This is a genomic window from Flammeovirga agarivorans, assembly GCF_012641475.1.
Taxonomy (GTDB): Bacteria; Bacteroidota; Bacteroidia; order Cytophagales; family Flammeovirgaceae; genus Flammeovirga; species Flammeovirga agarivorans.
In genome coordinates this window covers 316,640-342,817 of record NZ_JABAIL010000003.1, presented here as the reverse complement: position 1 = coordinate 342,817, position 26,178 = coordinate 316,640, and the positions used below count along the sequence as shown (strand labels likewise).

The 26,178-nt window shown below is 34.6% G+C and carries 21 protein-coding genes; 13 read left to right on the top strand and 8 right to left on the bottom strand.

The window, feature by feature from the left end:
• Positions 1-9: 9 nt before the first annotated feature.
• From HGP29_RS10555 to HGP29_RS10525, 7 genes are all read right to left on the bottom strand, one after another.
• Positions 10-3,114 carry a SusC/RagA family TonB-linked outer membrane protein gene (locus HGP29_RS10555; protein WP_168882365.1) on the bottom strand — a complete coding sequence of 1,035 codons (3,105 nt, stop codon included), beginning with the start codon at positions 3,112-3,114 and terminating at the stop codon, positions 10-12.
• A 25-nt stretch (positions 3,115-3,139) separates the two neighbouring features.
• Positions 3,140-4,501 carry a hypothetical protein gene (locus HGP29_RS10550; RefSeq protein WP_168882364.1) on the bottom strand — a complete coding sequence of 454 codons (1,362 nt, stop codon included), beginning with the start codon at positions 4,499-4,501 and terminating at the stop codon, positions 3,140-3,142.
• An 87-nt stretch (positions 4,502-4,588) separates the two neighbouring features.
• A complete protein-coding gene (locus HGP29_RS10545; RefSeq protein WP_168882363.1) occupies positions 4,589-6,844 on the bottom strand; it encodes a glycoside hydrolase family 3 N-terminal domain-containing protein in 2,256 nt (751 codons plus the stop codon).
• Positions 6,845-6,863: 19 nt separating this feature from the next.
• Complete coding sequence (locus tag HGP29_RS10540; protein ID WP_168882362.1) at positions 6,864-8,495, bottom strand: glucoamylase family protein; 1,632 nt, start codon at positions 8,493-8,495, stop codon at positions 6,864-6,866.
• A 21-nt stretch (positions 8,496-8,516) separates the two neighbouring features.
• Complete coding sequence (locus HGP29_RS10535; protein ID WP_168882361.1) at positions 8,517-10,154, bottom strand: sulfatase family protein; 1,638 nt, start codon at positions 10,152-10,154, stop codon at positions 8,517-8,519.
• 348 nt (positions 10,155-10,502) lie between these two features.
• Entirely contained in the window at positions 10,503-12,047 is a 1,545-nt protein-coding gene (locus HGP29_RS10530; RefSeq protein WP_168882360.1) for an amidohydrolase family protein, read from the bottom strand.
• Positions 12,048-12,072: 25 nt separating this feature from the next.
• Positions 12,073-14,124, bottom strand: a complete 2,052-nt coding sequence (locus tag HGP29_RS10525; RefSeq protein WP_168882359.1) for a 7TM diverse intracellular signaling domain-containing protein — start codon at positions 14,122-14,124, stop codon at positions 12,073-12,075.
• 219 nt (positions 14,125-14,343) lie between these two features.
• Between HGP29_RS10525 and HGP29_RS10520 the strand changes: the two genes are divergently transcribed.
• Entirely contained in the window at positions 14,344-15,312 is a 969-nt protein-coding gene (locus HGP29_RS10520; RefSeq protein WP_168882358.1) for a helix-turn-helix domain-containing protein, read from the top strand.
• Positions 15,313-15,314: 2 nt separating this feature from the next.
• Here the strand turns inward: HGP29_RS10520 and HGP29_RS10515 are convergent, their stop codons facing one another.
• The gene (locus tag HGP29_RS10515; protein ID WP_168882357.1) at positions 15,315-16,304 is read right to left on the bottom strand and encodes a helix-turn-helix domain-containing protein; all 990 of its coding nucleotides are present in this window, start codon (positions 16,302-16,304) and stop codon (positions 15,315-15,317) included.
• A gap of 427 nt (positions 16,305-16,731) precedes the next feature.
• On the opposite strand from HGP29_RS10515, the gene HGP29_RS10510 reads away from it, so the two are divergent.
• The 12 genes from HGP29_RS10510 to HGP29_RS10455 all read left to right on the top strand — a co-directional run bounded on the left by HGP29_RS10510 (position 16,732) and on the right by HGP29_RS10455 (position 26,126).
• On the top strand, positions 16,732-17,190 hold the full coding sequence (locus HGP29_RS10510) for a hypothetical protein (RefSeq protein WP_168882356.1): 459 nt from the start codon (positions 16,732-16,734) through the stop codon (positions 17,188-17,190).
• Positions 17,191-17,292: 102 nt separating this feature from the next.
• On the top strand, positions 17,293-18,033 hold the full coding sequence (locus HGP29_RS10505; RefSeq protein ID WP_168882355.1) for a cysteine hydrolase: 741 nt from the start codon (positions 17,293-17,295) through the stop codon (positions 18,031-18,033).
• Positions 18,034-18,155: 122 nt separating this feature from the next.
• Positions 18,156-18,590 (top strand): hypothetical protein, encoded by a 435-nt coding sequence (locus HGP29_RS10500; protein ID WP_168882354.1) that lies wholly within the window; start codon positions 18,156-18,158, stop codon positions 18,588-18,590.
• 40 nt (positions 18,591-18,630) lie between these two features.
• Complete coding sequence (locus tag HGP29_RS10495; RefSeq protein ID WP_168882353.1) at positions 18,631-19,344, top strand: DUF547 domain-containing protein; 714 nt, start codon at positions 18,631-18,633, stop codon at positions 19,342-19,344.
• Between the two features lie 56 nt (positions 19,345-19,400).
• On the top strand, positions 19,401-20,696 hold the full coding sequence (locus HGP29_RS10490; RefSeq protein WP_168882352.1) for a DUF1254 domain-containing protein: 1,296 nt from the start codon (positions 19,401-19,403) through the stop codon (positions 20,694-20,696).
• A 32-nt stretch (positions 20,697-20,728) separates the two neighbouring features.
• Positions 20,729-21,532, top strand: a complete 804-nt coding sequence (locus HGP29_RS10485) for a neuromedin U (RefSeq protein ID WP_168882351.1) — start codon at positions 20,729-20,731, stop codon at positions 21,530-21,532.
• 547 nt (positions 21,533-22,079) lie between these two features.
• Positions 22,080-23,024: an aldo/keto reductase gene (locus HGP29_RS10480; RefSeq protein WP_168882350.1), complete on the top strand. Its 945-nt coding sequence runs from the start codon at positions 22,080-22,082 to the stop codon at positions 23,022-23,024.
• A gap of 58 nt (positions 23,025-23,082) precedes the next feature.
• Positions 23,083-23,394, top strand: a complete 312-nt coding sequence (locus HGP29_RS10475; protein ID WP_211093263.1) for a hypothetical protein — start codon at positions 23,083-23,085, stop codon at positions 23,392-23,394.
• Positions 23,395-23,494: 100 nt separating this feature from the next.
• Complete coding sequence (locus tag HGP29_RS10470) at positions 23,495-23,776, top strand: DUF427 domain-containing protein (protein WP_168882349.1); 282 nt, start codon at positions 23,495-23,497, stop codon at positions 23,774-23,776.
• A 43-nt stretch (positions 23,777-23,819) separates the two neighbouring features.
• Entirely contained in the window at positions 23,820-24,179 is a 360-nt protein-coding gene (trxA, locus tag HGP29_RS10465) for a thioredoxin (protein WP_168882348.1), read from the top strand.
• 85 nt (positions 24,180-24,264) lie between these two features.
• A complete protein-coding gene (locus HGP29_RS10460; protein WP_168882347.1) occupies positions 24,265-25,623 on the top strand; it encodes a dihydrolipoyl dehydrogenase family protein in 1,359 nt (452 codons plus the stop codon).
• Positions 25,624-25,694: 71 nt separating this feature from the next.
• The gene (locus HGP29_RS10455; protein WP_168882346.1) at positions 25,695-26,126 is read left to right on the top strand and encodes a hypothetical protein; all 432 of its coding nucleotides are present in this window, start codon (positions 25,695-25,697) and stop codon (positions 26,124-26,126) included.
• Positions 26,127-26,178: the final 52 nt, after the last annotated feature.

Sequence of the window (26,178 nt, the reverse complement as noted above, 5' to 3'; positions counted from 1 at the left end):
CTGTTGTGATTAGAAAGAAACTTGGAAACCTACAATAAATGATTGAGAAGCAGGGTAAGAAGAATAATCAATGCCTTTGTACATGGCTTGGTTTCTTACAGATACTTCTGGATCATAGCCAGAGTAATTAGTAAATACCCAAAGGTTATCTACTGATCCATATACCCTCATGCGTTCAATTCTTAGCTTTTTTAATTTTGATGGCTCAAAAGTATATCCTACCGTAACATTCTTAATTCTTAGGAAAGAAGCATCTTCGATAAAGTAATCACTCATCTGATGACCACCATATACTTGCTGATAGGTATAATCCTGTCCTGGGCCAGGAGCTCCCCAAACACCACCATCAACGGGGTTATTCAGTGCCCATCTATTACCTACATCTTTCAGGTAGTTTCTACCTCTTTGGTTACCGACAACACCAAAATCAGCCATATTACCATTAAATACTTCTTGTCCTACCGACCAAGTTAGTAGAATACTTAAATCCCAGTTTTTATAGGTAAAGTTGTTGGTAAAACCACCAAAGTGCCTTGGGTTAGGGTTACCAATGATTTCCTTATCATTTTCATCAATAACACCATCTCCGTTTACATCCCTATATTTGGGCATACCCGGTCTTACTTGTCCTGTCTGAGAGTTGAATCCCGGAACGCCTTCTCTTAAGACCAATTCACCATTTGAGTTTCTTACAAAATCATCTTTTTGATAAACCCCATCGTAACGGTAACCATACATCTGCGTCATTGGCATACCTACGAATAAACCATAGTATAATTCTCCAGCGAACATTCCTCCAACATTCGGGTCATATAATCTGAAATCTTCTCCATAAGAAAGATTTTTGATCTCGTTATCATTGAAGGAGATATTGAAATTGGATGTCCATTTGAAGTTTTTCGTCTGAACATTTACGGTATTCACACTAAATTCTAAACCTCTGTTGGCTACTGCTCCAATATTCTGTTTTACTTGAGTATAACCCGTTGAAGGAGCAACTTTGGCATCAAAAAGAAGGTTGTCTGTTAAGTTGTAGTAGTACTCAACATCTACCAATAATCTGTTGTTTAGGAAGCCCATTTCTGCACCAATATTAAATTGCTGAGTTGTCTCCCATTTTAGATTAGTATTCGCTAATTTATCTTGATAAAAAGCTGATTGATACTGCCCTCCTAAATAATATCCTGGTCCCACAGCCATCGTAGGAATAAAATCAAAATCTCCTACTCTATTGTTACCCGTTGTACCAATACCTGTCTTAAATTTCAGGTCCGAGAACACATTCAAATTCTGAATAAAATCTTCGTCTCCTGCTCTCCAAGCTGCAGAAACTGAAGGGAAGATACCAAACCTATTTCCTTGTTTAAAACGAGAGGAACCGTCTGCTCTAAGAGATGCTGTAAGAATATATTTACCCTTATAGGCATAGTTAACTCTACTCAAACCAGACATTAAATTTTGTCCTGTAGCTGCTGAAGTTGGCATCTTCGCTACATTACCTAAGCCGATATTATTCCATCCTAAATCATCTAATGGGAACTGAATTGCAGCCGCTTGAAATCTATAACGGTTCGTACTTTGGAAAGTAATACCCGCTAAGGCATCGATCTTATGACCGTTCTTTGACCAATCGTACGATAGTGTGTTCTCATTGATAAAGTTCTGTGCTCTTAACTGAGAAATATGACCGTTGATACCATCACTTCCTCGGTCTGCCTGATTGGTACCTTCTCTAAAAAACGTTTTCGTTTGAGAGTAGTTTATTTGGTATCCTAACTGTGTGCGGAACTTCAATCCTTTTGCAAGGTCTACATCGAAGTTAACATTGGCTTGCATCACATCTGATATCTCAGAACGGTCTGTATTTTCTAATGTTTGTGTCGGAGGATAGAAACCTGCACTTAATTCATCATCATCATCTAAATCGCCATTTTTTGGTGTCATAGGTCTAAACATGATGGCCGATTTAATCGCAGATACACTTGCTGTTGATGTTTTCTGCCCTTTGTGTTCTGTATGAGAGTAATTGATGTTCATACTCATATTCACTCTCTTTCCAAGGTTCTGATCTAGTTTAAAACGACCATTGATACGCTCAAAACCTGTATTCATTAATGTACCTGCTTGGTTGACATAACCCATTGAACCAAAATATTTAGTTTGGTCAGAACCACCTCTCATGGATACATTATAATTTTGGAAAGGTGCTACCTTGAAGATTTCATCTTGCCAATTGGTCATATCGGCATCTGTATAATTACCTACATCACCCCATGGATCACCACCTCCTAAATCATGCTGTAATTGCACATATTCGTGGGCATTTAGTGTTTCCATTCTTCTGTTGTGCGGAATTTGAGAAACACCAACTTTTGTATTGAAAGTAATCACAGGCTTTCCAGCCAAACCTTGTTTTGTTGTGACTAAGATTACACCATTGGAACCTCTAGAACCATAAATTGCCGTCGCCGATGCATCTTTTAAAACATCAATCCTTTCGATATCGGCAGGATCTAAAGTAAATAGTGAAGGGTCTTCTAAGGGGAATCCATCTACTACGTATAAAGGAGCAGAAGAACCCGTAATCGTATTGGCACCACGAATTTCAAAGTTCATGGCTTCACCAGGTCCACCTTCGCCGGCAGATACCTGAACACCTGCCATTCTACCCTGTAACATTTGATCAAAAGAAGCTGCTGGCATAGAGTTAACCTCATCATCCATTACCATCGATTGAATGGAACCCGATACTTCTTTGGCATCTTGCTTACCATAACCTACAACTACCAACTCATCTAATTCCTCTACTTCTGGAATCAGCTGAATATCGATAATCGATCGGCCATTTACAGGTATTTCTTGTTGCGTATAACCAACATAAGACACCATCAGAACAGCGTTCTGTTTTACTCTTAAGGAGTAGTTACCATCAAAGTCTGTGGCTGTACCATTATTTGTACCTTTTATACGGATACTCACACCTGGGATAGTCTCATCGTCTTCACCAATGACTATACCTTTTACTTTGATAAATTCTTTTTGAGCGTACGCATCCATGGATAACATTAATAAGCCTCCAAGGATCAGTGTTATCAATTTGTTTATTTTATTCATTTCAATTGAGAGTTAGTCACGATACTTATTTTCCTCTTACTTGCATTTGGTAGATGTAAAACCTTCTTGCAAGCCCTCCTAATTCGGGGTTAAAGAAATCGGCCCTTAATGCAACCCTTACTTCTTCCTTTAGGAAGTTGGATGGAATGGCAACTTGTACATTTCCTTCCTCTCTAAGTAGTCGTTCATTAATTGTTGTGGTTCCACTTGGGAAAGGCATCAAATCTTCAGAAATATCGTTAGCCAATAAAGTCCAGTTGGATGTTTCCGGAGCGTCTTCATTGTATTCACTTTGCTTACAGATCATCACCCCTAGATGCTGGTTTAAGTTTTGTGCACCGCCAGTATATCTCCAGAAACCTGTAATATCTAAGTATCCTTCTTCGTCAGCATACGACAAATCAATCACATCAGAAATAAGGTCACCTCTTGATTCTTGGTTCCAAGACCAGTAACCTTTAACGATCTTTTCATTCACAAATCCATCCTCATTTTCGAAATTGAAGGCAACACCGGCCCAAGCTCTTCTCCACAAACCTCCAGTATATGCTGGGCCGTTGTCTTCATCATTTAATTCAGTAATATAAGCCTCACCATCAATTTCTTTTTCTACTACGCCATATGTTGTATGATGCACTGCATTTTGTAAACCATAAGATGTAGGAGTTCCTAAAAAGGAAATAGCATTATAAAATAATTGACCTACATTTTTACCAATAATTTCGATCGTTACAGCAGCATCTTTTACTAATTCGCCTAATGTATTTGCGACTTCAATACCTATCTCAAAAACTTCAATCTGATCGTCTTCGATAGGAAAATTGTTGATTAATTTAACCCTGCCCAATTCTTCATCGATAGAGAAAATATCGGTATGCTCTGTTAATCTAAAAGAATACGGGCCTCCTCCTTTAACATGAGGTCTATTGGTTTCAATTTCTGTATCATCACCATAAAATGAATAGATATTAGGCATGTAAATAATATCTTGAGGAGCAATCTGATCTGCCGTAAAATCTAAGATATCTGTAAAAGAAGTAGCTCCCATACTGTTTTTTACTTCTACATCAATGGTATATCTTCCTACTGACAAGTCATTAAAATCTCTGATTGTAATAATTCCCGTTCTGCTCTGGATTCTAAAATTCTCCATCAAATCCTCTCCCTCGTAATCATCAGATTTTACATCCAATAGGGTAAAAATCACTTCTTCACCGCCAGTAAAAACTGAAGGCTGATCTGTAGTAAATGCTTCTCCACAATAATACTCACCGATACCAACGTACCTTAAGTCTTTTGGTACACCTACGTAGAAGGAGTTTTCCTCCTTTTGACAGGCACCAAGAAGCAGTATTGATAATAATAATAAAGTAAGATGTTTGATCATTTCATTAACAAGGTTTTAGTTCATATGAATTTGAAAGAGAATTGATAACCGGCGAAGTAGCCACCGGTTATCATTTCCCAATAGCAATTATTTAGATTGAATCGGGTTATAGTTTTTTTTACCTACTTCATAGTCTTTAGTTAAAGTGAATGAAGCAGCTTTTACTTGGTCAGAACTTGTTCCAATAAATACATTGAATTCGCCAGCTTCAACACCTTCCGACATATCCCATCTGAAATAGGTTAAAGCTTCTTTCTCGATAGTGAAGGTTACCGTTTTTGTTTCTCCTTTTTTCAAGAAGATTTTTTCGAAACCTTTTAATTCTTTCAGTGGTCTTGTTGATTTACCAATAATGTCTTGGATATACATCTGTACCACTTCTTCACCATCATAATCACCTGTATTCGTTACTTCTATAGAAGCTGTAATTGGTGCTCCGTCTGTAGTATTTGATGATAATGTGATCTCTCCATATTCAAATGTTGTATAGCTTAAACCATACCCGAAAGCATACAATGGGCTATTAGGAACATCTAAATAATTGGACTTGTATCCTGATGGATTCTCTGGATCAAATGGACGACCTGTATTCTTCGCATTGTAGTAGATTGGCACCTGACCAACATTCCTTGGGAAAGTCATAGGGAGCTTTCCTGCCGGATTGTATTTACCAAAGATAACATCAGCAATTGCTGGACCTGCCATTGTACCCAAATGCCAAGTTTCCAAAAACGCATCTGCTAACTCATCTTCTTTTTCAAGTGCCAAAGGTCTACCATTCATCAATACTACTACAACAGGTTTACCTGTTTTCTTTAATTCTGCTAACAATTCTGTTTGTACGCCAGGAATAGTGATATCAGATCTACTTTTAGCTTCTCCTGAAATCGTTCTTGCTTCTCCAATAGCCAAGATGATTACATCCGATTGGTTTGCTACCTCAATAGCTTCCGCAAAACCGCTGGTATCATCACCATCCAGCTTACATCCTTGTGCATATAATAATTCTGCTTTTCCTCTAGTCGCTCCTTTTAAGCCTTCAAATAATGATTTTGCATCTTTAGGAGAACCTTTTGCTTTCCAAGCACCTAACACATCTTTTTTACTTTTCACAAGAGGACCGATAGCAGCAATTTTTGGCTTATTCTCAAGCTTTAATGGTAAAACTTGGTTTTCATTTTTTAATAATACGATAGACTTACGAGCAAAATCTCTCGCTTTTTCCTTGTGCTCATCACACAATACCAAACGCTCTTCTCTTTCTGTATCAGAGTATCTATATGGATCTTCAAACAAGCCTAACTTATGCTTTAATGTTAAGATTCTTCTTACAGCAACGTTGATCTCTTCCTCAGTAACATCACCTTTTTCTACCGATTCTTTTAATGTTTCCAAGAAAACTGCACCTTCCATATCCATATCGATACCTGCTTTCAGCGCTTGAACACCTGCTTGTGCAAGATCTTTTGCTGTACCATGAGGTACCAATTCATTGATGGCTGTATAATCTGTAACTACCATGCCTTCAAAACCCCATTGGTCCCTCAAGATATCTTTAAATAAGTAAGGATTGGCTGTCGATGGTGTTCCATTAATCTCATTAAATGATGTCATAAATGTTTCAACACCAGCATCTACTGTAGCCTTAAAAGGAGGCAAGTACACTTCATGAAGTGTTTGTAACGACATATCTACTGTATTGTAGTCTCTACCTGCAATCGGAGCACCATACGCCAAGAAGTGTTTCGCACAAGCAAGGATCGTATTTTCTTTAGATAAATCATCTCCTTGGAAACCTCTTACTCTCGCTTTAGCAACTAGGTTGTTGTAATAAGTGTCTTCTCCAGCACCTTCCATTACTCTACCCCAACGAGGATCTCTACTTACGTCTACCATTGGAGCAAAAGTCCAGTGAATCCCTTCTGCTGAAGCTTCAATCGCTGCGATTCTTGCCGCTTCTTCCATAGCATCCAAATCAAATGAACTTGCTTCTCCTAATGGAATAGGGAAAATTGTTCTATGGCCATGGATTACGTCATATCCAAATAATAATGGGATACCTAAACGAGTTTCCTCTACGGCCATTTTTTGAAGCTTACGCGTATAATCCGCTTTAAAAGCATTAAACAACGAACCAACATTACCTGCTTTTACTTCTTTTTCTACATTTCCTCTTAAAGTAGGACCTGTTACATCCCCTGAAGAAGTAAACTGTGTCATCTGACCAATTTTCTCCTCAAGAGTCATTTTTTGAAGTAGGTTTTCCACCTTCTCTTCTACAGTTTGAGCAATAAGAGAGCTGCTCACAACTAATGCTGTAAGAATTAATACTAATTTCTTCATAACTACTGTTTAATTGATTTTAGAATAACTGGATTGGTAGTTCAATTTCTTTTTTCCCCGATTTCATAATCAAGGTTCCTTTCGTTCCTGAGAAGATTTCATTCTTCTCAAATATTAATTGGTGAAGTCCTGCTTTGTAGGATTGTTTTGGTTTTAGTTCTCTTTTTCCTTCTCCTTTATTAGACTTCAATGCAAATGAGATTTCTGCGTCTTTTTCTGTATAAAAATCTATATGATAGGCTTCCAGATCAGGGTGTCTGTACAACTGTACTGATTTGGATGTTTTTTCAATTACTGCTAATGGGAAACCATTTTTATGCTTTGGTGAAGTGATTCCCATGTTATCCATAGCCACCTGTAGTTCAGGTACTTTTTTAGATAACTCCCAGAATAAACCACTTCTGTAGTTCTCCATCATAATAACGGTACGTCCTTGATCAAGACCAAGGTAACGGTCAGAATACCAATCTCTTTTGATACTATAAGCATCCTTGAAACCATACTCTCCCCATAAACCTTCTTTATGGTTTTCATAGAAGTTTCTTAATGCCATCATCGACTGATAAGGCACATACGGGAATACTCCTAATGCTGCTGATGGAGCAATGACACCTTTATCTTTTGGACCTGGCCCTGCCATATTATTATAACCTCCATCTTCTCTTGGTGTTTGTGAAGCTGTTAATCCCCAATCACTTTTCGAGTATTGGAATTCTTTTGGTGCATGCTTCATACAATACGTCCAATTGATTAGAGAGTGGTTGATGCTCCTCGTCCAATAGTAAGTATATTTATCCTCAATGGTTCTTGGATCCAAAGCTAAAAACGGTGTTTGTGCCAAGTACAATGGACCACCTTTTGGCTTACCAACATCAAGTGTATAACCATAATAGTTATTACCATTCACAAAGTTTCTTCCTTCCACATAACCTCTATACGAACTCTTTTTAATTCCTTTTGATGGATGACCTAGTGCCAAGACATAACTTGTCATCGACTCAGTGTAACCTTTCATTAAGAGTTTAAGTCCGTTATTCTCTTTTTGCTCGTACGAGTGATTCCACCATAAAGCATTTTGGTACTCGTGAACAGTATAATCTACCGCTTCCCAAAGCTTTGTGATTTCTTCTCTTAGCTGAACTTCTTTTGGCGTATCTTGATCAAAGTAAGCTCTAGCCATCAATAAACCCATCATTAAATTAGATGTTTCTTGGATGTCTGCACCATCTTGACCACCAAAATGAATCAGTTGCCCCGTCTTACCATGGATTAAGTGAGGAAATACACCATGAAAACGAACCGCCTTATTTTCAAGGAAATCTGTCATTTTCAATAAACGATCTAGTACCTCTTCTCTTGTTACCCAACCTCTATGGGCACCCACAATAATAGCTTGGATACCAAAACCCGAAGCACCAATACCAATTTCGTACTTCTTGTTCTTAAGAGATCTTCTAGGAGTAAGCCCAGAAACTGGGTGACCTAGATCCCAAAAATAGGCGAATGAGGCTCTGTGTGTTTTTTCAAAAATTTCTATGTCTTTTTGAAAACGCTCTTCTTCTTGTTCTAATCGGGTTATACTATAAGTATAACCCATTAATAGAAAAAGTAGTGCACACGTCAATGCTGATAAAATAGGCTTAGTTTTCATATAAATATTGAGATCATCTGTTTATTTCGTGTTGTTCTTTTCTTGAAGTCTCTTTTGTCTCATCATTTCCTTACGCTTTTTCATACGCGCTTCTTTTCGGTAATCTGTATCCTTCCATTCTTCAAAGTCAGGTTCGTCTGCTTCTTTCATCAAACGAGCTAACTCTGTCTTCAATTCTTCAATTTGGCTAGCGTAAGCAGGATTATCGATCTCATTTTTCATTTCTTGAGGATCATTGTTTAGATCATAGAACTCATAGTTATCATTATCGAAATAGAAATGAATTAACTTATAATCTTTTGTTCTTACACCGTATTGTCTTTTTACTTTATGGAAACCTGGGTATTCATAGTAGTGGTAGTATACAGAAGACCTCCAATCAGCAGGAATATTGCCTTCTTTCACTATTGGTTTTAAAGACTCACCTTGCATCTCCTCAGGTACTTCAACACCTGCAAAATCTAAGAATGTAGGACCATAATCAATGTTTTGTACAAATGCTTCTGTAGTTTGACCTGACTTGATTTCCTTTGGATATCGCATAACCAACGGTGTTTTGAACGATTCTTCGTACATAAAGCGCTTATCAAACCATCCATGCTCACCTAAATAGAATCCTTGATCTGAAGTGTAAACGATAATAGTATTTTCAGCTAATCCGTTTTCATCCAAGTAATCCAATACTCTACCTACATTGTCATCTACTGCTTTTACAGTACCACAGTAGTCTTGTAAATATCTTTGGAACTTCCATAATGCCATTTCTTTTTCATCGAAATTAGCACTATTCATCTTGTCATTTTTCTCTCTGTAAGCAGTATGCCAAGCTTCTTTCTGCTCAGGAGTAAGGCGAGCAAACAAGTGTGGCCAGATATCTTTTCTCCATTCATCGCTTCCTTCTGCTACTGACATTTTCAGATCATGTCCTTCTTGCATATCTCTATATACATTCATTTCTTGAGCGGCAGCGGCTACTCTACCTTCATAATCATCAAAGTAAGTGTCAGGTACAGGGAACTCCACATTGTCAAACTCATTGGCATATCTTAATGGAGGCATCCAGTTTCTATGCGGTGCTTTGTGATGAATTAAAAGTGCAAACGGTTCGTCTTTTTGCTTTTGCTCTTCTAACCATTCGATAGAATAATCTGTAATTAGGTCTGTTGTATATCCTTCTACTAAAGTAGTGTCTCCTTCAGTGATAAAATCAGGATTGTAGTACTCTCCTTGATCATTTAAGATGTTCCAATGATCAAAACCTTCTGGCTTACTTTTTAAGTGCCATTTACCAATAACCGCAGTTGTATAACCGGCATTGCCTAATTCTTTGATCCATGTATTTTGTGATCCATCAAAGGTGTCGGCATTATGTCTAAAACCATTCTTATGGCTGTACTTTCCAGTTAACATAGTAGCTCTTGAGGGTCCACATAAAGAGTTGGTTACAAAACTCTGATTAAACTGAACTCCTTCTGTAGCGATACGATCTATATTTGGTGTTGGTGCCAATTGAGAGATCTCATGACCATAAGCACTTATTGCTTGTAGCGCGTGATCATCTGACATAATATAGATGATATTCGGTCTTTGTTTTTTCTCCTGAGCAAAGGCTGCTGCAGATATGTATAGTAGTAAAATGATTAAGTATAAGTTCCTCATTTCAGTAGTAAAAATTGGTTTGTTTTGTCGTTGAATAACAAGACAATTATACTAGAATGAAATGCGGCTCGTCTTGATTTTTGGATTAATAAATGTAAATCTAACGTAAATTTCAGGACTAAAAATCAGAGGGATGCACACCTAAAAAACAATGAAATATAGACTGTTTTAGCTTGTTATAAGCGGTTTTGATTAAAATGCACACATAAATGACAATAAAAATAATTTCAGTAAAATCCTTCCTTTTACTGTGATCATGGTAAGCAAAAGAATAGTATTTTGATGAACAATGTTTGATAACAAAAAAGCCTGAGCTAGCTATAGTTTCTAACTCAGGCTAGAAGGTATTTAGCTAATGGACTCTAATGGAACACTGCTAGGTAAACAACAGAAGTTGTCTTTTATAAATCTTTCAAGGTTATCATAAAATACCCCTCTAAATAATGTCTGTAAAGACTTACCATTAGGGATATAAATTTCTTCCTCCGCTTTGTATCTCAGCTTATCAAAGTCATCAACCAATAACTTTTCAAAGGATGAAAAATAGGAAACTGTAGGGCAACAATCGATAGGGTCAATAACACCATCAAAGTCGGAGCCAATACAAATACAGTCCCAAGCTTTTTCACTCCCCATTTTATGTACAATGTAAAGTAAGTTATCTAAGAATAGGGCTGCATGGATCATTTCTGTTCTCTTTGCTTTACCCATCTTTCTCCAAGTTACTTTACCATATTTGTCTTTTAGATGATTACATACCGCTTTTACATAATCATTATTTTCTGTTCCTAAGATACGTTGGTCAAGAGAAATCCCAATCATACCTTTTGACTTCATGATGATTGGTAATTCTTCATCACAAATATTGATTTCCCAAGGATTGAAACGCTGGTATTTATTTTTGTGTCCTTCTCTTTTTGCCCTGCCCACTTGTAACGCTTCTTCCTTGTTTCTCATTCCACTTACTCCAGAATGAGAAGCGATGATTGGAGCGTAATATTCTGAAGGATTTTCAGAGGTATCCAAAGGGTTAGGTCCTTTATCTAATAGTAATTGATAGTAGACATACCTCGCATCTATATGAAGATGTTTTGTATCAATTAAGATCCTCTTTCCTTTACTTGGATCTAAACACTGATCTATCACTTTTAGACCGTGTTTATTGATCGGCTCTTCTTGGCTTTCCAATAGATCTTTTCCTGGTATCTTCAGGAAGTCCACTACTTTTGGTAATGGTAATGCCCAACTCTGCTTAAACAAGTAATTGTTCGCAAAATGACATAAGGTAAGTGAGAAAATAGGAATATTTCTCTCGTACTGTAAATGATGAAGATTCTTTAAGACCTCCTTTTCTAATTCCTCACCTTGTGCCTCAAACGGTAAGTTACTTAACGCATGTGCCCCTTCTACACTAAGGAATAGTTTTGTGGTTTCCTCATCATTTAGTTCATCAGCATTGGTTGGGAAGATAGCTCTTCGGTTCCCTTTTGCTAAATGACTTGGGAAATTTTTACGGTAATCGTCCTTATCTGGAAGTGAAAATACTACTTCTAATTCACGATTTAAAATGGAAAATGATTTCACACTATCCTGTGCCCATTTCTTTAATCGATCCAATTCAAAACCAAAGATAAACTTACCAATCAGTCGATTGACCCACGATTTTCTAACAATCACTTCTACGGGGTGAAGGGCAATTACTGCCATTTTCACATTTTCATCTACTAGAAGTGATAGATCTGATTGATCGTATTTATCTGAAGATGCTCGTTTTGGTTTATGTTTACTGGGATTATAGCGTATACTATCCCATATGTCTTTTCTCCCCTCCTCTCCCTTATTAATCAAATGTTTTAAGGAAAGGTGAATATGAAAGTCAGCGAATTTGGTCATTATGTAATCGGTTATAAAATTAAGTTTATGGCCTAAAACCAATCAATAGCATGTCGTCTATCTGAGGATAGTCTTTTTTCCATGTATTGATTGTTCTGTCTAAAACATCCTTTTGCTGAAACATTTTAAGCGTGGCACTCTTATTAAGTAGTTCTTGTAATCTTTTTCTTGAGAATTTCTTATCGTTCGGTCCTCCAAACTGATCTTGGATACCGTCCGATAAAATATAGAAGTTTAATATATCAGGAGTAATTTCGATAGTATGTGTAGTAAACTCACATTGGTGCAATTTACTATGGATATCTAAGCCTCCAATAGGCTTCTTATCTCCTTTAATCATTTCTATTGTTCCATCCTGTCTACTGATATAAAGAGGGTTCTTTGCTCCTGAGAATTTCAACTCTGTTCCGTTGCTCTTCCACACACAAAGCCCCATATCCATACCTTCGCGGTTTTTATTCTGCTTTTGGTTCAATACCACTTCTACTTCCTTAGCCATCGCATCAAGAATCTCAGAAGGGTCTACCAATTGCTTCAACGTAACAATTTCCTTTATGATATTTACCGCAAGCAAGGATACAAATGCACCCGGTACACCATGACCTGTACAATCGATCGCTGCTAAGAAATTATGACCGTTATGATGAGTAAACCAATAAATATCTCCACTTACTACATCTTTTGGCTGATAGAAAACAAAGTAATCTGAAATGTACTTGTCCATCATGTCTGATGGAGGTAATACAGATCTCTGAATTCTTTGTGCATAAGAAATCGATGAATTAAGGTCTTGGTTCTTCTTTTTAATCACATTATGCTGATCGTATACTTGTTCGATCATTGCATTTAATTCTTCATTAGAAGACTTCAGTTCTTCAGTTCTTTCACTTACTTTATCTTCAAGAATTTTATTCTGATTCACTAAGAGGTTGTGCTTCTCTTTCTTCAGTGTATTGATCTTCTGTCCAACGGCAATAGAAAGAACAAGCATCTCAAAAGTAGATCCGATTTGCCAAGCATAGTCAGTCAATAAAGTATATTGAAAGATATTGGCACCACACAATACAAAATATACGGAAGTAGTCATATAACCACCCCAACCTAAAAGGAATAATTTCGCTTCGTTGTGCCCTTTGTTAATTAGCGTAATTGCTGAGTAGGTAAATGTAATAATACAAAGAAGTCCTGAAGTTTGGTTTAGCAATGAACTGGCAAAGTTATAACCAAATAAAACACTCAAAATACTTAAGCACCATAACGAAAACATCAAATAGAAGGTCTTCTGAAGTATTTTAAGGTTCGTTTTTATTTTCAGGAAATTATAGGCAAACAACACCGAAGTAAGGCCTCCAAACGCTGGCCATATAGGTCCTCTTTTCGCAATAAAGCTGAATTCTCCCCAAAGGTGTGCATCATGCCCTTGGAAATGGGCTACCATAAATCCTACAAAAAGAACATACAATACATAGTATAGATAGATCGAATCCCTTACTGTAAAGAAAACAATAAGGTTATATAAGATCATAATCAGAATGATACCATAGTAAATACCATCTATAATTGATGTATTATAAATGTATTGAATAAAGTCTTTGGATGTCCCTGAATATACCCAGAACTGAAGATAGGTCGCATCTATTTTAATATAGAAGTACCTTTCATCATTAAAGTCTGTCTCAATGTTAAAGTATATATTTGGGATCTGGTAATCAAGTGATTGAAATGACTTAGTGTATCCACTTTTCTTCTCAGAGAAGTCCGACATACCTTGTGGAATATACAAAATAGCCTCTTCTATTAAAGAAGTTTTTAAGTGAAGAATAGGGTCTTGTACGTCATTATTTAATTTAAATCTACACCATATGGTGGCTTTATTGTTTCCAAAATTTAGTACGTCACCTTCTACCTTTTTAAAAGTCTTTAGTGAGATATCAGAGATATCCGTTTCATGGTTGGCATCAACAAAGTACTCAACATCATGACTCATATTTAATACTGTACGTTCTTTTATTTCTGCTTGAGCAATGCCAGTAGTTAGAATGAATAAAAGAAGTATAGTTTGCGAAATTAGTCTCATAAAAAATTAAAGAGTTAAAAATTTAACTACTTAAATGGAGTTTAAAAAAGATGATATGGCAAGTTAAAATTACAACATACAAATTATTTTTCAACTACATCTAACCATATTTTTTGCACAAAATCCTTTCTTTTTTACTATTTCAACGGCATTGAAAAAGAAGAAGAATATGATTATATTAAGTAATAAAAAAAATCACCCAAAGCCTAAAAAACTGATATGCCAATTATTGATAGTCACATTGATTTAAATAACGGAAAGAATAACGACTCCTACATCAACTATTTAGCTAAAAAAATTGATGGTAAAGTTTCCACTCCCTATCGAATTGATATTAATAATGAATATCTAGAAGGACGTACTTATGTATATGATGATGCCAATAATTTTAAGGCTACAGCTCATTTCCACCAACACTTTAAAGACTTTACTGTCGACTTACAAAAATCGGAAGATTATGATTATCTCATCACTTGTTTTTCTAATCATGTAGGCATTTTTAATGAGGGCAATGAGACCATCATCAATATTCCGAAAGGGTTTTTCGTATTAAAGAAAAATGAGGTGATCAGACTTCATGAAAAACAGGGTGATTCTAAAATGAATATTTCTTTCCATCTAAAAAAAGAAGATTTGAGGGATGACCTTGTCCAAAAACTCGATACCATAGATTCATTTATTTACCACACAGGCAATAACCTCACTACTGAATTTTTAAGATCTGTAAGTATTGGGATCATTAACTATATCTTACCCGAATACAAAGAAGAATGGATACGGATGAGATTAAATACCTTGTTGTTGATGGTGAAGAATACGCTACATGAGTATACTCCCAATGACAATAAATCTTTCTTTCTTGATTATGAAATCAATGCCGCACACACTATAAAAGAACGTATTCTTAATGATTTACGGCAAAAACCTTCACTAAAAAAATTAGCTACAGAGTTTGGTATTAATACCAATAAGCTCACTTCCGTTTACAAAAACTTATATGGGTTAACCATCTATAAATATTATACTGAACAGCGTTTGCTAAAAGTTAAAGAAGAAATCATCACAACGAATAAGTCATTTACAGAAATCGCTTACGAGTTCAATTTTACGGATATCAATCACTTTTCTAAGAGTGTAATTGAATACTTTAAACTTAAACCAAGCGATTTAAGAAAAATGCAAAAGTAAAACTATTCTGAAGGATCATTAAATTGTTTATAATATGCACTAGGTGATGTTCCGTACATCTTTTTAAACTGACTTGAAAAGTGCTGCACATCGCTATAACCAAACTCGAAAGCTATTTCAGATGTACTCATCATTTTATCTACTAAAGCAACTCTAGTTTGTTCTAATCGGTTTACTGTGAAAAAATTGTATATCGTATAACCAAATGTTTCTTGGAACAAGTTCTGAAGGAGTGTTTTATGAATACCTGTTTCGGTAACTAATTCAGCAACATTGGGTTTTTCCTTCAGATTATTAAGGATCCTATCCCTAATCATAAATAGTTGTGTTAACTGATAAGTTGTGATCCCAGAAGCTTTTACATCAAGTTTAGAAACATCCAAACTCACCAATCGTTGGAGAAAAATGTATTTGAGTTCTTGTAGTTTAATTCTGATAATTTTATTCCTTACTTCTTCCGGATATTCAAAAATCCTCCATAAGGTTTTTCTGAAAAACTGAAGTTCGTCTCTGGCATCCATATAAATCAAAAATTCTTGTTTTGATTTATAATAAGTTTTGATCTCTTCATTCCGTATTTCATCAAAAAGATGCTCATCATAATACATAGAAATATGACGTAGAAAATCTCCTTTCTTTGCTTTCCCTTTTAAGGCTATTTCTTTATTCGCTGTTAAGAAACCATTGTACTTGACCTGCTGTTCGTTGTTATCATTAAGATTACAGATATAAGCATTGTTTAAGAAAAAATAAGCTGCTCGATTAAAATAACTACTGTTTTCTAGATTAATATAATAACTCACATCCTGATTAAGCTGAATATTGAAACACATCATATTTACCTTTTCAGACTCCTGAAAAAATAAAATAAAACCAGAGGCTACCTCAGAATCCACCTGTAATATATTCTCATCAATAAATTCTCCTTTAAAGAAATTGGCTACATTCTGTTTATGGGCTGCTAAGTCTATTACCTTTTCTTCATGCTTCATCGTAATGGGTGGATTAGTATTGAGGTATATATAAAGATAAAAATCTGCTGAAGAGTTAAAAAATTTTCAAGATCGAGATTTTATGTAAAGAGACCTTTTTATTTGAGAGGTGAATAAATGATAAGACGATTATACTTTTAAATGTAAATAGTTTTTAATTCATCAACTATTATATCTAACACATGTTAATATTCCACCTTAAAATACTTTTTTTTACTTCATGCCAACTTATTTTTCTTCGCCAAAATCTATCAATCACCTTAATTTGCCAATATTTCGTCAAATCTTTAATATTCTGCCATAAAACTGATGACCATGGTCATTATCATAACACAAATCACGCATCAACCAACTGTATTTCAATAACTTAACCATTAAAGGCATAGCTCTTGTATTTTCGAAAGTGTCTTAGATTAACTCGGAAAATATGAAATCTCTCAATCTACCTACATCATTTGCTATTGACCCTTTTTTAGGAATATCTAAAAGCGAAAGGTCAACAACAAGAAAGCTTTTAACATCAGAAGCTAAGCTTGAAAAAAATTATTTAGTCTTCTCTTCAATAGAGCAAGATATCATTGAAGATGTTGATACTTCTTTATTAGGCTTAATAATTATTGATAGTCGAAAAGGAAACCATGCATTTTTGGTTGCTGAACGAAATTTCCAGATTTACTTATTTCAATTTAATAATATACAAAAAGGAAAAGTAGATGTATTTATCCAATCAGTGAATCCTTTTATTAAAGACTTCAATAGTATGTCAGTCAATGTTCTTCAGAATTTGACTTCAAGAATGAAATCTCTCATCAATGAAAAAGACATTCACAAAGTAACACTTCTTCTGTCAGACTTTACTTTATCTTTTTCACCAAAAGAAAAATAGAGTAAAACTCTTTTTCAAGTATATATCATTTAGTTATCTATAATAAAATCTATTTCTAAATAGAGGGTGATACGCTACACCCTTCACTTTAATCAATCTATCATGAAAAATTTATTCAAAATTACATTCTTATTAATGAGCAACTTATTCATGTCTTTAACAATTAGTGCTCAATTACCTGACCCAGGTTTTATAATTGATGAGTATACCGCTATTGTTATGACAGACCCACAACATGATTTCTTAAGTCCAGAAGGTGTAGCTTGGGATGTAGTCGGTAAAAGTGTAACAGAAAATAATACCGTTGAAAACCTTGAATCTATCTTCGTATTAGCCAAAGAACATGGAATTCCTGTATTTGTTTCCCCACACTATTACTATAAGCATGATCATACATGGAAGTTTGAAGGTGCTTTAGAAGAATTAATGCATCACATTAATATGTTTGACAGAGAAGACCAACTAGTAGTTGAAGGATTTGAAGGTTCTGGTGCGGATTGGTTGGAGCGTTACAAAAAATATATTGATCAAGATTATGTAACTGTTGCTTCCCCACATAAGATTTTTGGTCCTGAACAGAATGACCTTTCTCTTCAATTAAGAAAGCAAAAAATTGATAAAGTAATTCTTTGTGGCATGTCCGGAAACTTATGTGTTGAATCTCATATGCGTGAATTAATTGAAGATGGTTTTGAAGTAGCTGTAGTTGGTGACGCTACTGGGTCTGCTCAGGTTCCTGGTTTTGACGGAAATGCAGCAGCACAGACCAACTTTAAAATGATTTCAAGCCATGTGTATTCTACAAAAGAATTAGAGAATACATTAAAATCTTCAAAAAAATAATCGAATATAATGTGAGAAGATAGTACACCTTTTTACCCTTCTTATTATTGATTTCCTGACACTTAACCGAATAAATCTATCTTAAGAATGTGGTAAAGGGTGGCTATAAAAATTAAAATATTATGCTGAAAAAAATAATTAGAAACTGTATTGAAGAGTATCAAAAAAATAAAATTGATACGCTAAAAGAAGAACTTCAAAATGAAATAGAAGCATCAAAAGTAAATGACACCGACCTAGATAGTCAATCACATAGGTATCAAGCATTAACTGCTGAAGTTGACACCTCAGCAAGGGTTGTTGAAGCAATTGCTGCTATGAATCACCTAAAAAAAATACCTGTTCATAAATCAAAAAGTATCACTGAAGGTTCCTTAATTGAAATTGAAAATATGATTTTATTTGTAGGAATCAATACACAAAAGTTTCATGATCTTGGACATGATATAATGGGGATTTCAGTTAGCTCTCCTCTTTTTAAAACTTTAGAAAATAAATCAGCAGGGGATATGGTCCGTTTCAATGATCAACGTTTTCATGTTCTTTCTGTAAAATAGTTTTATCTCTTATTCTTCTCACTTCAATAAATACTATCTTATGTACACTTCTCGAAAAATCAATGCTATAAAGTTATCGGAGGATTTATTAAATTCGGTAAAATTAAATAAACCCACTTTTACGTTGGAATTAAGTTTAAAGTTGATGGATCTTTCTGATTTACAAAAGCAACTTTATAACGATAATAGAAAGAAAGCGTTCTGGATTAATATCTATAATGCATACTATCAAATACTTGCTGCAAGATCAACACATAAAAAGTCATTGTTGTATTCCATAAAATCAATTACCATTGCCCATCATCAATTCAGTTTAGATGATATCGAACACGGAATATTAAGACGCTTTAAGTATAAATATGGTTTAGGTTATATTCCGCAATTTTTCCCCTCTCAAGTTCTTAAAAGTTTAGCGGTATCTTTTGTAGATTATCGTATCCATTTTGCCTTAAACTGTGGTGCAAAAAGTTGTCCTCCTATTTTATTTTATGATCCATTAGAGATAGATACTCAACTAGAAATGGCAATGATTTCCTTTCTAGAAGCAGAAACCTCATTCGATAATGAAAAGAAAACAGTGAATGTTACCCGCCTATTCTTATGGTTCTTAGGTGACTTTGGAGGGGTTAATAACATCCGTAAAATTATTACTGAGAAATTAAGAATCGATATTGATGGGTTTACATTGAAATTTAACCCTTACTCTTGGGAAGAGAAGTTGCACCACTTCTACCTACCTAAAAATGTAGCATAAACTGTACTTCTACCTCAATACTAAATAATTCGTCTAACAAAAAATAAAATCATTTTATGAACCGTATTAAAAATAGCCTATTCGCTTTTATGGCTGCTGGAATTGTATTGTCTTTAGTTTTATTCAGCTATAAGAACAAAAACGAAGATCAACCTTCATTGAAAGACATATCCTATGAAGCGTTTATCTATTCTTATCCTCTAATGGAGCAAGTCAAAACGATAAATGGGATGTTCAACTTCATGGGATTAAAGCCAAATGTAGCCAATATGAATACCAAGTATCCAATGGATAATGTTGGAATGCCAATAGTTGCTCCCAATTTGACATCTATGACAGGTGGTGTTTTTATAGATATTTCAAATGGCCCAGTAACCATTGAAATCCCAACTGTAAAAGATAGATATGTTGTTTATCAGATGATTGATGTTTTTACTCATAATTTTAATTACTTAGGAAGTAGAGCAAATAACGGAGAAGGAGGACAATTTGTCTTTCATAATCACCTGCAGACTATACCAGAAAATAGTACTGCTCAACCGATAGAAATGGAAGGTGATCATGCTATTATCGTTATCCGTATCGATATTAAAAATAGAGATGAACTCACTTTAATACATGATATTCAAAATCAAATTAAAGTGATTGATGCTCCTCAAAAGGTGAGAGATTACCCAATATACGATAAAAAGAAGGCCTTCTCTCCTGCCTTTATAGAATATGTTAATGAACTTTTGGTAGAAATTCCTCCTACAGAAAAAGAGCTATTTCATCGCTTTGCAAAAATTGGAATCTTTAATGATGTAAACCTATCTGAAAATGAGCTTTATGAAGTACAAGCAGGTATTGATTCTGCATATCAAGTGATACAAAATGAGACTCAAAATCTTACTGTAGGTAATGACTGGTTTGCTGCGACTACAGTATTCGGTACTCGAGAATATTTAAATGGAAATTACCTTGGAAGAGCAACAGGAGCAAATTTTGGTCTATGGGGCAATTCAAAAGAAGAGGCTAATTACTTTATGATGAAAACAGAAGGAGAAGGTACCATTCACTTTGATCATGATGAACTTCCTCCTCTAACAGATATAGGATTTTGGTCTTTGACAGTTCATGATGAAAATGTGCATGTACATAAGAATGAATATGATTCCTATGTTCTTACCACCGATCAATTGGTTTTCGAAGAGGATGGGTCTTTAAATATTAAAATTTCATCGTCTCCACAGAAAGGTAATTGGTTGTACACTCCTGGAGGGAAAATGGTGCTCCTTATTAGAGCTTATCAAGCTGATCCAGAAAAAATCATTGATTACATTCCTCCAATGTTCAACAAAGACCTTTTATAATCTCTCTCCTTAACAAGCTACTCGCATAGAAAATGAAAAAAATTATCAATCTGTTATTGCTATCAATTATATCCACTTTTGCTTTTGGACAAGATGACTCTGCAGAAGAGTTATCACAACAAGCTGCCAATCCAATTGCAGATCTCATGAGTTTTCCTTTCCAAAATAACTACAACTTAAATCAAGGCTCTCATGATAGAAATGTGAATGTATTGAATATTCAACCTGTCATTCCTTTTGCCAATGGGAAGATCGTTACAAGAACCATTATTCCTGTTGTCAATGTTCCGGATTTCCAAAGTGAATCAGGGAAAATGACATCCGGTTTATCTGATATCGTATTCAGTGCTTTTTATGTTCCTAAATCTAAAAATGTGATCTGGGGATTTGGACCAGTTGCTGAACTACCTACAGGAGGAAGCACTAGAGGCACTGAAAAATGGAGTTTTGGACCTTCTTTTCTTGCACTTATTCAACCTGGCGAATGGACCTTTGGGTTCTTAGCCAACAACGTATGGTCAGTAGCAGGTAATTCAGAAAGAGATGACGTAAACCATATGCTTCTGAACTTATTTATAGTAAGACAATTGGGTAAAGGATGGTATGTCAATTCCGCACCTATTATTACAGCCGACTGGACCGCTGAGTCAGATAACCAATGGATTGTTCCAGTAGGTGGTGGAGGTGGAAAACTCTTCTTTTTAGGAGGAAAATTACCTGTAAACCTTCAAACTCAGTTATACTATAATGCTATTCGACCTGATTTCAGTGCTGAATGGCAATGGAGAGTTCAAGCTCAAATTTTACTACCTAAAAGTATATTTAGTAGAAAGTAAAATAGTTTTTACATAAAAAATAACCTTAATAGTCCCTTATTTTTCTAATCAAGAATAAGGGGCTTTTTATTTATAAAAAAGTTGTAGAAAATAATTAAATCTATCGCAGTCTTATTTACAGTTCGCTCCCAAATACACTTCTATTTCATCTAAGACTTTTTATAAAAAAAGATTATCCTTTAAGAATTGAAAATTATTCATCAAAAGCGAAAAAAAAAACGTTTTTTTCTAAAAAAAATCTTCAAAAAAGGACTTTTTCTTCGTTTCTGAAATGTTTTTTAAGAGTGTTAAATAAGTAAAAAGAAGTCCTAAAAGGGTTATTGCCAATATTTTGTCAATTCAACAAAATGGTGTCAATATTTTATTGATAGAAATCATCAACGCAAACAAAAATACACTCCAACAAATTGATTATCAACAACTTAACAAGTTATGGCATTCGAATTGAATTACAATAACCAAACATTCTGATCATCATTGTTAAGCTTTATGTTACTCAGAATATAATTTAATAATTGCTATAATTTTTATCTCTCAATCTACAAAAATGAAAAAGTTTATTGGTTTAGGCACAGCTGCTATCGGACGCCCTCAATACATTAATGTTCGTCAAGAAAATGTGAAAGATATTTCTCTTGAGGAATTCAAAGCTAGAGGCATAAAAGTATTACAGGAAGCATACGATCAAGGGATTCGTTATTTTGATACTGCTCCTGGATATGGTTTAGCAGAAAAACTAGTATTAGAATGGTCAACATTAAAAGGATATAAAGATATAGAAATTGCTTCTAAATGGGGTTATACTTATACCGCTAACTTTGATCCCAATGCAACAACACATGAGGAAAAAGAACACAGCTTAAACAAATTAAATGAACAATGGGCATTTACTCAGAAGCTACTACCAACACTGAGTACTTACCAAATTCATTCTGCGACATTTGAATCTGGAATTTTAAATAATACTGAAGTATTGGACCGATTAGGTGAATTAAAAGAAAAACATAATCTGAAAATAGGTTTAACTTCTAGTGGAGAAAATCAGACACAAATTCTTAGAAATGCATTAGAAATTAAGCGTAATGGAAAACAGTTATTTGATGCCTTTCAAGTTACTTTTAATATTCTTGATCAAAGCATTATAGAATTAAAAGACGTACTAAAAGATAAGAGAATCATTGTGAAGGAAGCTTTAGCAAATGGTCGCTTATTCAGAAATGAAAATTACCCTCAGTATTCAAAATTATATAACGTACTAGAAGGATTAGCAAAAAAGTACAACGTAGGTGTTGATGCTATTGCTTTACGATATGTAATTGACTGCTTGAAACCATTCAAAGTATTAAGTGGGGCTTCAGAACAAAAGCATATTTCTGACAACCTAAAAGCAGAATCTTTTCAATTAGATCCTTCAGAGTTAGAATTACTGACTTCCTTTTATATTTCTCCAGAGGAATACTGGAACGAAAGAAAAAAACTAGGGTGGAACTAATCCTCCTTTTCAATCAATAAAACATTTACAATCTCTCATCAATCAAATACAACTTATCATGGAAAATATCACAGAAAACAAAGGTCTTATCAACTCATTAATCAATTTCTTTAATAAGCCTGTATCAGAAACTAGAAATGAAGTTCCTGAAGGTGTTTGTCCTAACTGTTGGGGAAAACAAGAATACGATAATAAGTTCAGAGAATTAAGAGCAGACAAACAAGTAAATGTCAATAACCATAAAGAAAACTATTCTTTCATTAAAGAATTTATGGTGACCAACCTAGATGGTATCCAATTAATTCGTGAAAAGGATAGCCTAACATGTCCAGTTTGTCTATTACGTCACGAAGAAAAAGAAGTGAAATAGTTCAATTATCAACCTTTCCTTTTTCTATAGATATAGGATAAGTTTGAATACAACAATATATCTCAATTAAAATTAATCTCTCAATCAATAATAGTAAATCATGAAAAAAGCAATTTGGAATGGCGTAGTTATCGCCGAAAGCGATCAGACAGTTGAAGTAGAAGGTAACCAATATTTCCCACCGTCTTCTATTAAAAAAGAATATTTTACATCAACAGATTCAAAATCTACATGTCCTTGGAAAGGTGTTGCATCCTATTATTCCATTAATGTTAATGGAGAGACGAATACAAACGCTGCTTGGACATACAAACGCCCAAGTGAGATGGCTAGTGAAATTAAAGACCACATTGCTTTTTGGAAAGGCGTTGAAGTAAAATAAATTCCACCATTCAAATTATCAATCAACAGAAAAATAGAATATTATGTCAGCAATACAGTTAAACTTAGAGGATTTTAAAGAGAAAATTTTCGATTATACTAAAGGTAAAGATTGGAACTTCAAAGGGGATAAACCTGTTCTTATTGACTTTTACGCAGATTGGTGTGGACCATGTAAAATGGTTGCTCCGATTCTAGATGAGTTAGCATCTGAATACGATGGGAAAATTGATATATATAAAGTAAACACTGAAGTGGAGCAAGAGTTGTCTGCCATGTTTGGTATAAAAAGTATCCCATCATTATTATTTATTCCAAAAGAAGGTATCCCAAAAATGCAAAAAGGAGCCCTTCAAAAAAATGACTTTATAAAAGCATTTGAAGCTGAATTTAACATCAAATAATTTAATAAAAAGAGCTATTGTATACTGAAAATAGCTCTTTCTTCTCCCCCCTCTCTTCTCTCAAATTAATCTCACTAAAAAGAAAATGGAAAATAAATTTGATCTTATTGTTATTGGTGCTGGTTCTGCTGGAACTAGTGTTGCTCGGTCATGTGCTACTCAAGGATGGAATGTAGGTATCGTTGAAGAATTACAATATGGAGGAACATGTATGCTACGAGGATGTGATCCTAAAAAAATGTTCCTAGCTGTAAGTGAAGGAATTGATGCTTTTGAAAGAATGTCTGAGAAAGGACTGACCACTTCAAGGCCTCATATTAACTGGAAACAAATGAATACTTTTAAGAATTCATTTATTGAGCCTATGCCTGAAAAAGTAGAGAAATCATTACAGAAATTGGGTATAAAAGAGTTTTATGGAAAAGCTAGATTTAATGATGACGGAAGTCTTCAAGTAGGGAATGATAAACTAGAAAGTGAGTATTTCCATATTGCAACGGGGGCTGCTCCTACACCACTTGGGATTCAAGGAGAAGAGTATGTAAATACAAGTACAGACTTTCTTGAATTAGAAGAAAAACCAAACCGCATTGTATTTATTGGCGGAGGGTTTATTTCTTTTGAATTTGCCCAAATTTCTAAAAGAGGAGGTGTTAACGAAGTTACCATTCTGCAAAGAGGTAATAAAATACTCAACCATTTTGATCAAGATCTAGTGGAAATGCAAGTACAAAAAAGTAGAGAATTAGGGGTAAATATTAATTTCAATAGCTCTATTCAAAAAATCGAGAAGGAACGTGATCATTACACAATTACTTACACTACCCCAAAGGGTACTGAACAATTAGCTTGTGATCTTATTGTACATGGCGCAGGAAGAAGTGCCAATATTGAAGATTTAAACTTAGAAGCTATTCATGTAAAAACAACGAAAAAAGGGGTGGTGGTTAATGAATTCCAAAGAAGCATTTCCAATCCAAAGGTATTTGCTGCAGGTGATTGTGCTGATACTGGAAAACCAAATTTAACTCCCGTTGCTGGACTTGAAGCTAACACTGCCGGTAAAAATTTATTAGCAAGAAAAGATGTTGATAAAACTGTTTACCCTGCCATACCAAGTATTGTTTATACTTTACCACCTATTGCCAGTGTAGGTATTTCTGAAGAAGAAGTCAAACAAAAAGGATTAGACGTTGAGGTTAAATTTAAAAAGACACAAAATTGGTATTCATCAGTAAGGGTAAATGAAAAGTATTCTGGTTTCAAGACAATTGTGGATAAAAGCACAAAAAAAATACTTGGAGCACACATCATAGGTCCTGGTGCTGAAGAACAAATTAATGTTATCACTATGGCCATTAACCAAGGCATGACAATCGCAGCTTTGCAAGCTATTGTATTTGCCTACCCTAGCTACTCCTCTGATATTAAGTATATGTTTTAATAGTCAATTTATCAGAGTTTCTTAAGGGCCACTTCGGTGGCCTAATTTTATGTTCCATAAAAGAAAAAGTTATGAAATCACTCTCTACTTCTAACAATTTGTCATTAAAGGTCAATCATTTAGACTTACTCAATATACTTCAAGATGCCTTTTATCAAGAAAGAAAAAAATTCTCTAACCTAGAGAAGGGATTAGAATATACAGGTGTAATTCTATTTCATACCAAAGAAAGAACAATACCTATATTATATATATTTAAAGAAGATAGCTTTTATTTCTTCCTAATGAGATTAGAACACTACACCAATCAGGTACCAAAATCGATACAACACATTTTAAAGAAAGAATCTTCCCTGCCTCTAAATAAGATTGAGGTAATGAAGACAATCCTCAATCACTTAATTACAAATTCAGATACAAGATTTCTTTCTATTCAATTAATTAGCAGTCAATATCTTTTTACTATCCCGATCTATCCTTTCCTAATTTCATCATCAAACTAAAATTTCAATTAACAAAAAGGCCTCTATATTAAGAGGCCTTTTTTACTTACTA

Bases quoted from the DNA above. Each gene is read 5' to 3' on its own strand.
- HGP29_RS10490 (WP_168882352.1), top strand. From the start codon at position 19,401: ATGAACCGTATTAAAAATAGCCTATTCGCTTTTATGGCTGCTGGAATT.
- HGP29_RS10555 (WP_168882365.1), bottom strand. From the start codon at position 3,114: ATGAATAAAATAAACAAATTGATAACACTGATCCTTGGAGGCTTATTA.
- HGP29_RS10480 (WP_168882350.1), top strand. From the start codon at position 22,080: ATGAAAAAGTTTATTGGTTTAGGCACAGCTGCTATCGGACGCCCTCAA.
- HGP29_RS10515 (WP_168882357.1), bottom strand. From the start codon at position 16,304: ATGAAGCATGAAGAAAAGGTAATAGACTTAGCAGCCCATAAACAGAAT.
- trxA (WP_168882348.1), top strand. From the start codon at position 23,820: ATGTCAGCAATACAGTTAAACTTAGAGGATTTTAAAGAGAAAATTTTC.
- HGP29_RS10535 (WP_168882361.1), bottom strand. From the start codon at position 10,154: ATGAGGAACTTATACTTAATCATTTTACTACTATACATATCTGCAGCA.
- HGP29_RS10500 (WP_168882354.1), top strand. From the start codon at position 18,156: ATGCTGAAAAAAATAATTAGAAACTGTATTGAAGAGTATCAAAAAAAT.
- HGP29_RS10470 (WP_168882349.1), top strand. From the start codon at position 23,495: ATGAAAAAAGCAATTTGGAATGGCGTAGTTATCGCCGAAAGCGATCAG.
- HGP29_RS10460 (WP_168882347.1), top strand. From the start codon at position 24,265: ATGGAAAATAAATTTGATCTTATTGTTATTGGTGCTGGTTCTGCTGGA.
- HGP29_RS10525 (WP_168882359.1), bottom strand. From the start codon at position 14,124: ATGAGACTAATTTCGCAAACTATACTTCTTTTATTCATTCTAACTACT.
- HGP29_RS10485 (WP_168882351.1), top strand. From the start codon at position 20,729: ATGAAAAAAATTATCAATCTGTTATTGCTATCAATTATATCCACTTTT.
- HGP29_RS10545 (WP_168882363.1), bottom strand. From the start codon at position 6,844: ATGAAGAAATTAGTATTAATTCTTACAGCATTAGTTGTGAGCAGCTCT.
- HGP29_RS10520 (WP_168882358.1), top strand. From the start codon at position 14,344: ATGCCAATTATTGATAGTCACATTGATTTAAATAACGGAAAGAATAAC.
- HGP29_RS10540 (WP_168882362.1), bottom strand. From the start codon at position 8,495: ATGAAAACTAAGCCTATTTTATCAGCATTGACGTGTGCACTACTTTTT.
- HGP29_RS10505 (WP_168882355.1), top strand. From the start codon at position 17,293: ATGAAAAATTTATTCAAAATTACATTCTTATTAATGAGCAACTTATTC.
- HGP29_RS10455 (WP_168882346.1), top strand. From the start codon at position 25,695: ATGAAATCACTCTCTACTTCTAACAATTTGTCATTAAAGGTCAATCAT.
- HGP29_RS10550 (WP_168882364.1), bottom strand. From the start codon at position 4,501: ATGATCAAACATCTTACTTTATTATTATTATCAATACTGCTTCTTGGT.
- HGP29_RS10510 (WP_168882356.1), top strand. From the start codon at position 16,732: ATGAAATCTCTCAATCTACCTACATCATTTGCTATTGACCCTTTTTTA.
- HGP29_RS10495 (WP_168882353.1), top strand. From the start codon at position 18,631: ATGTACACTTCTCGAAAAATCAATGCTATAAAGTTATCGGAGGATTTA.
- HGP29_RS10475 (WP_211093263.1), top strand. From the start codon at position 23,083: ATGGAAAATATCACAGAAAACAAAGGTCTTATCAACTCATTAATCAAT.
- HGP29_RS10530 (WP_168882360.1), bottom strand. From the start codon at position 12,047: ATGACCAAATTCGCTGACTTTCATATTCACCTTTCCTTAAAACATTTG.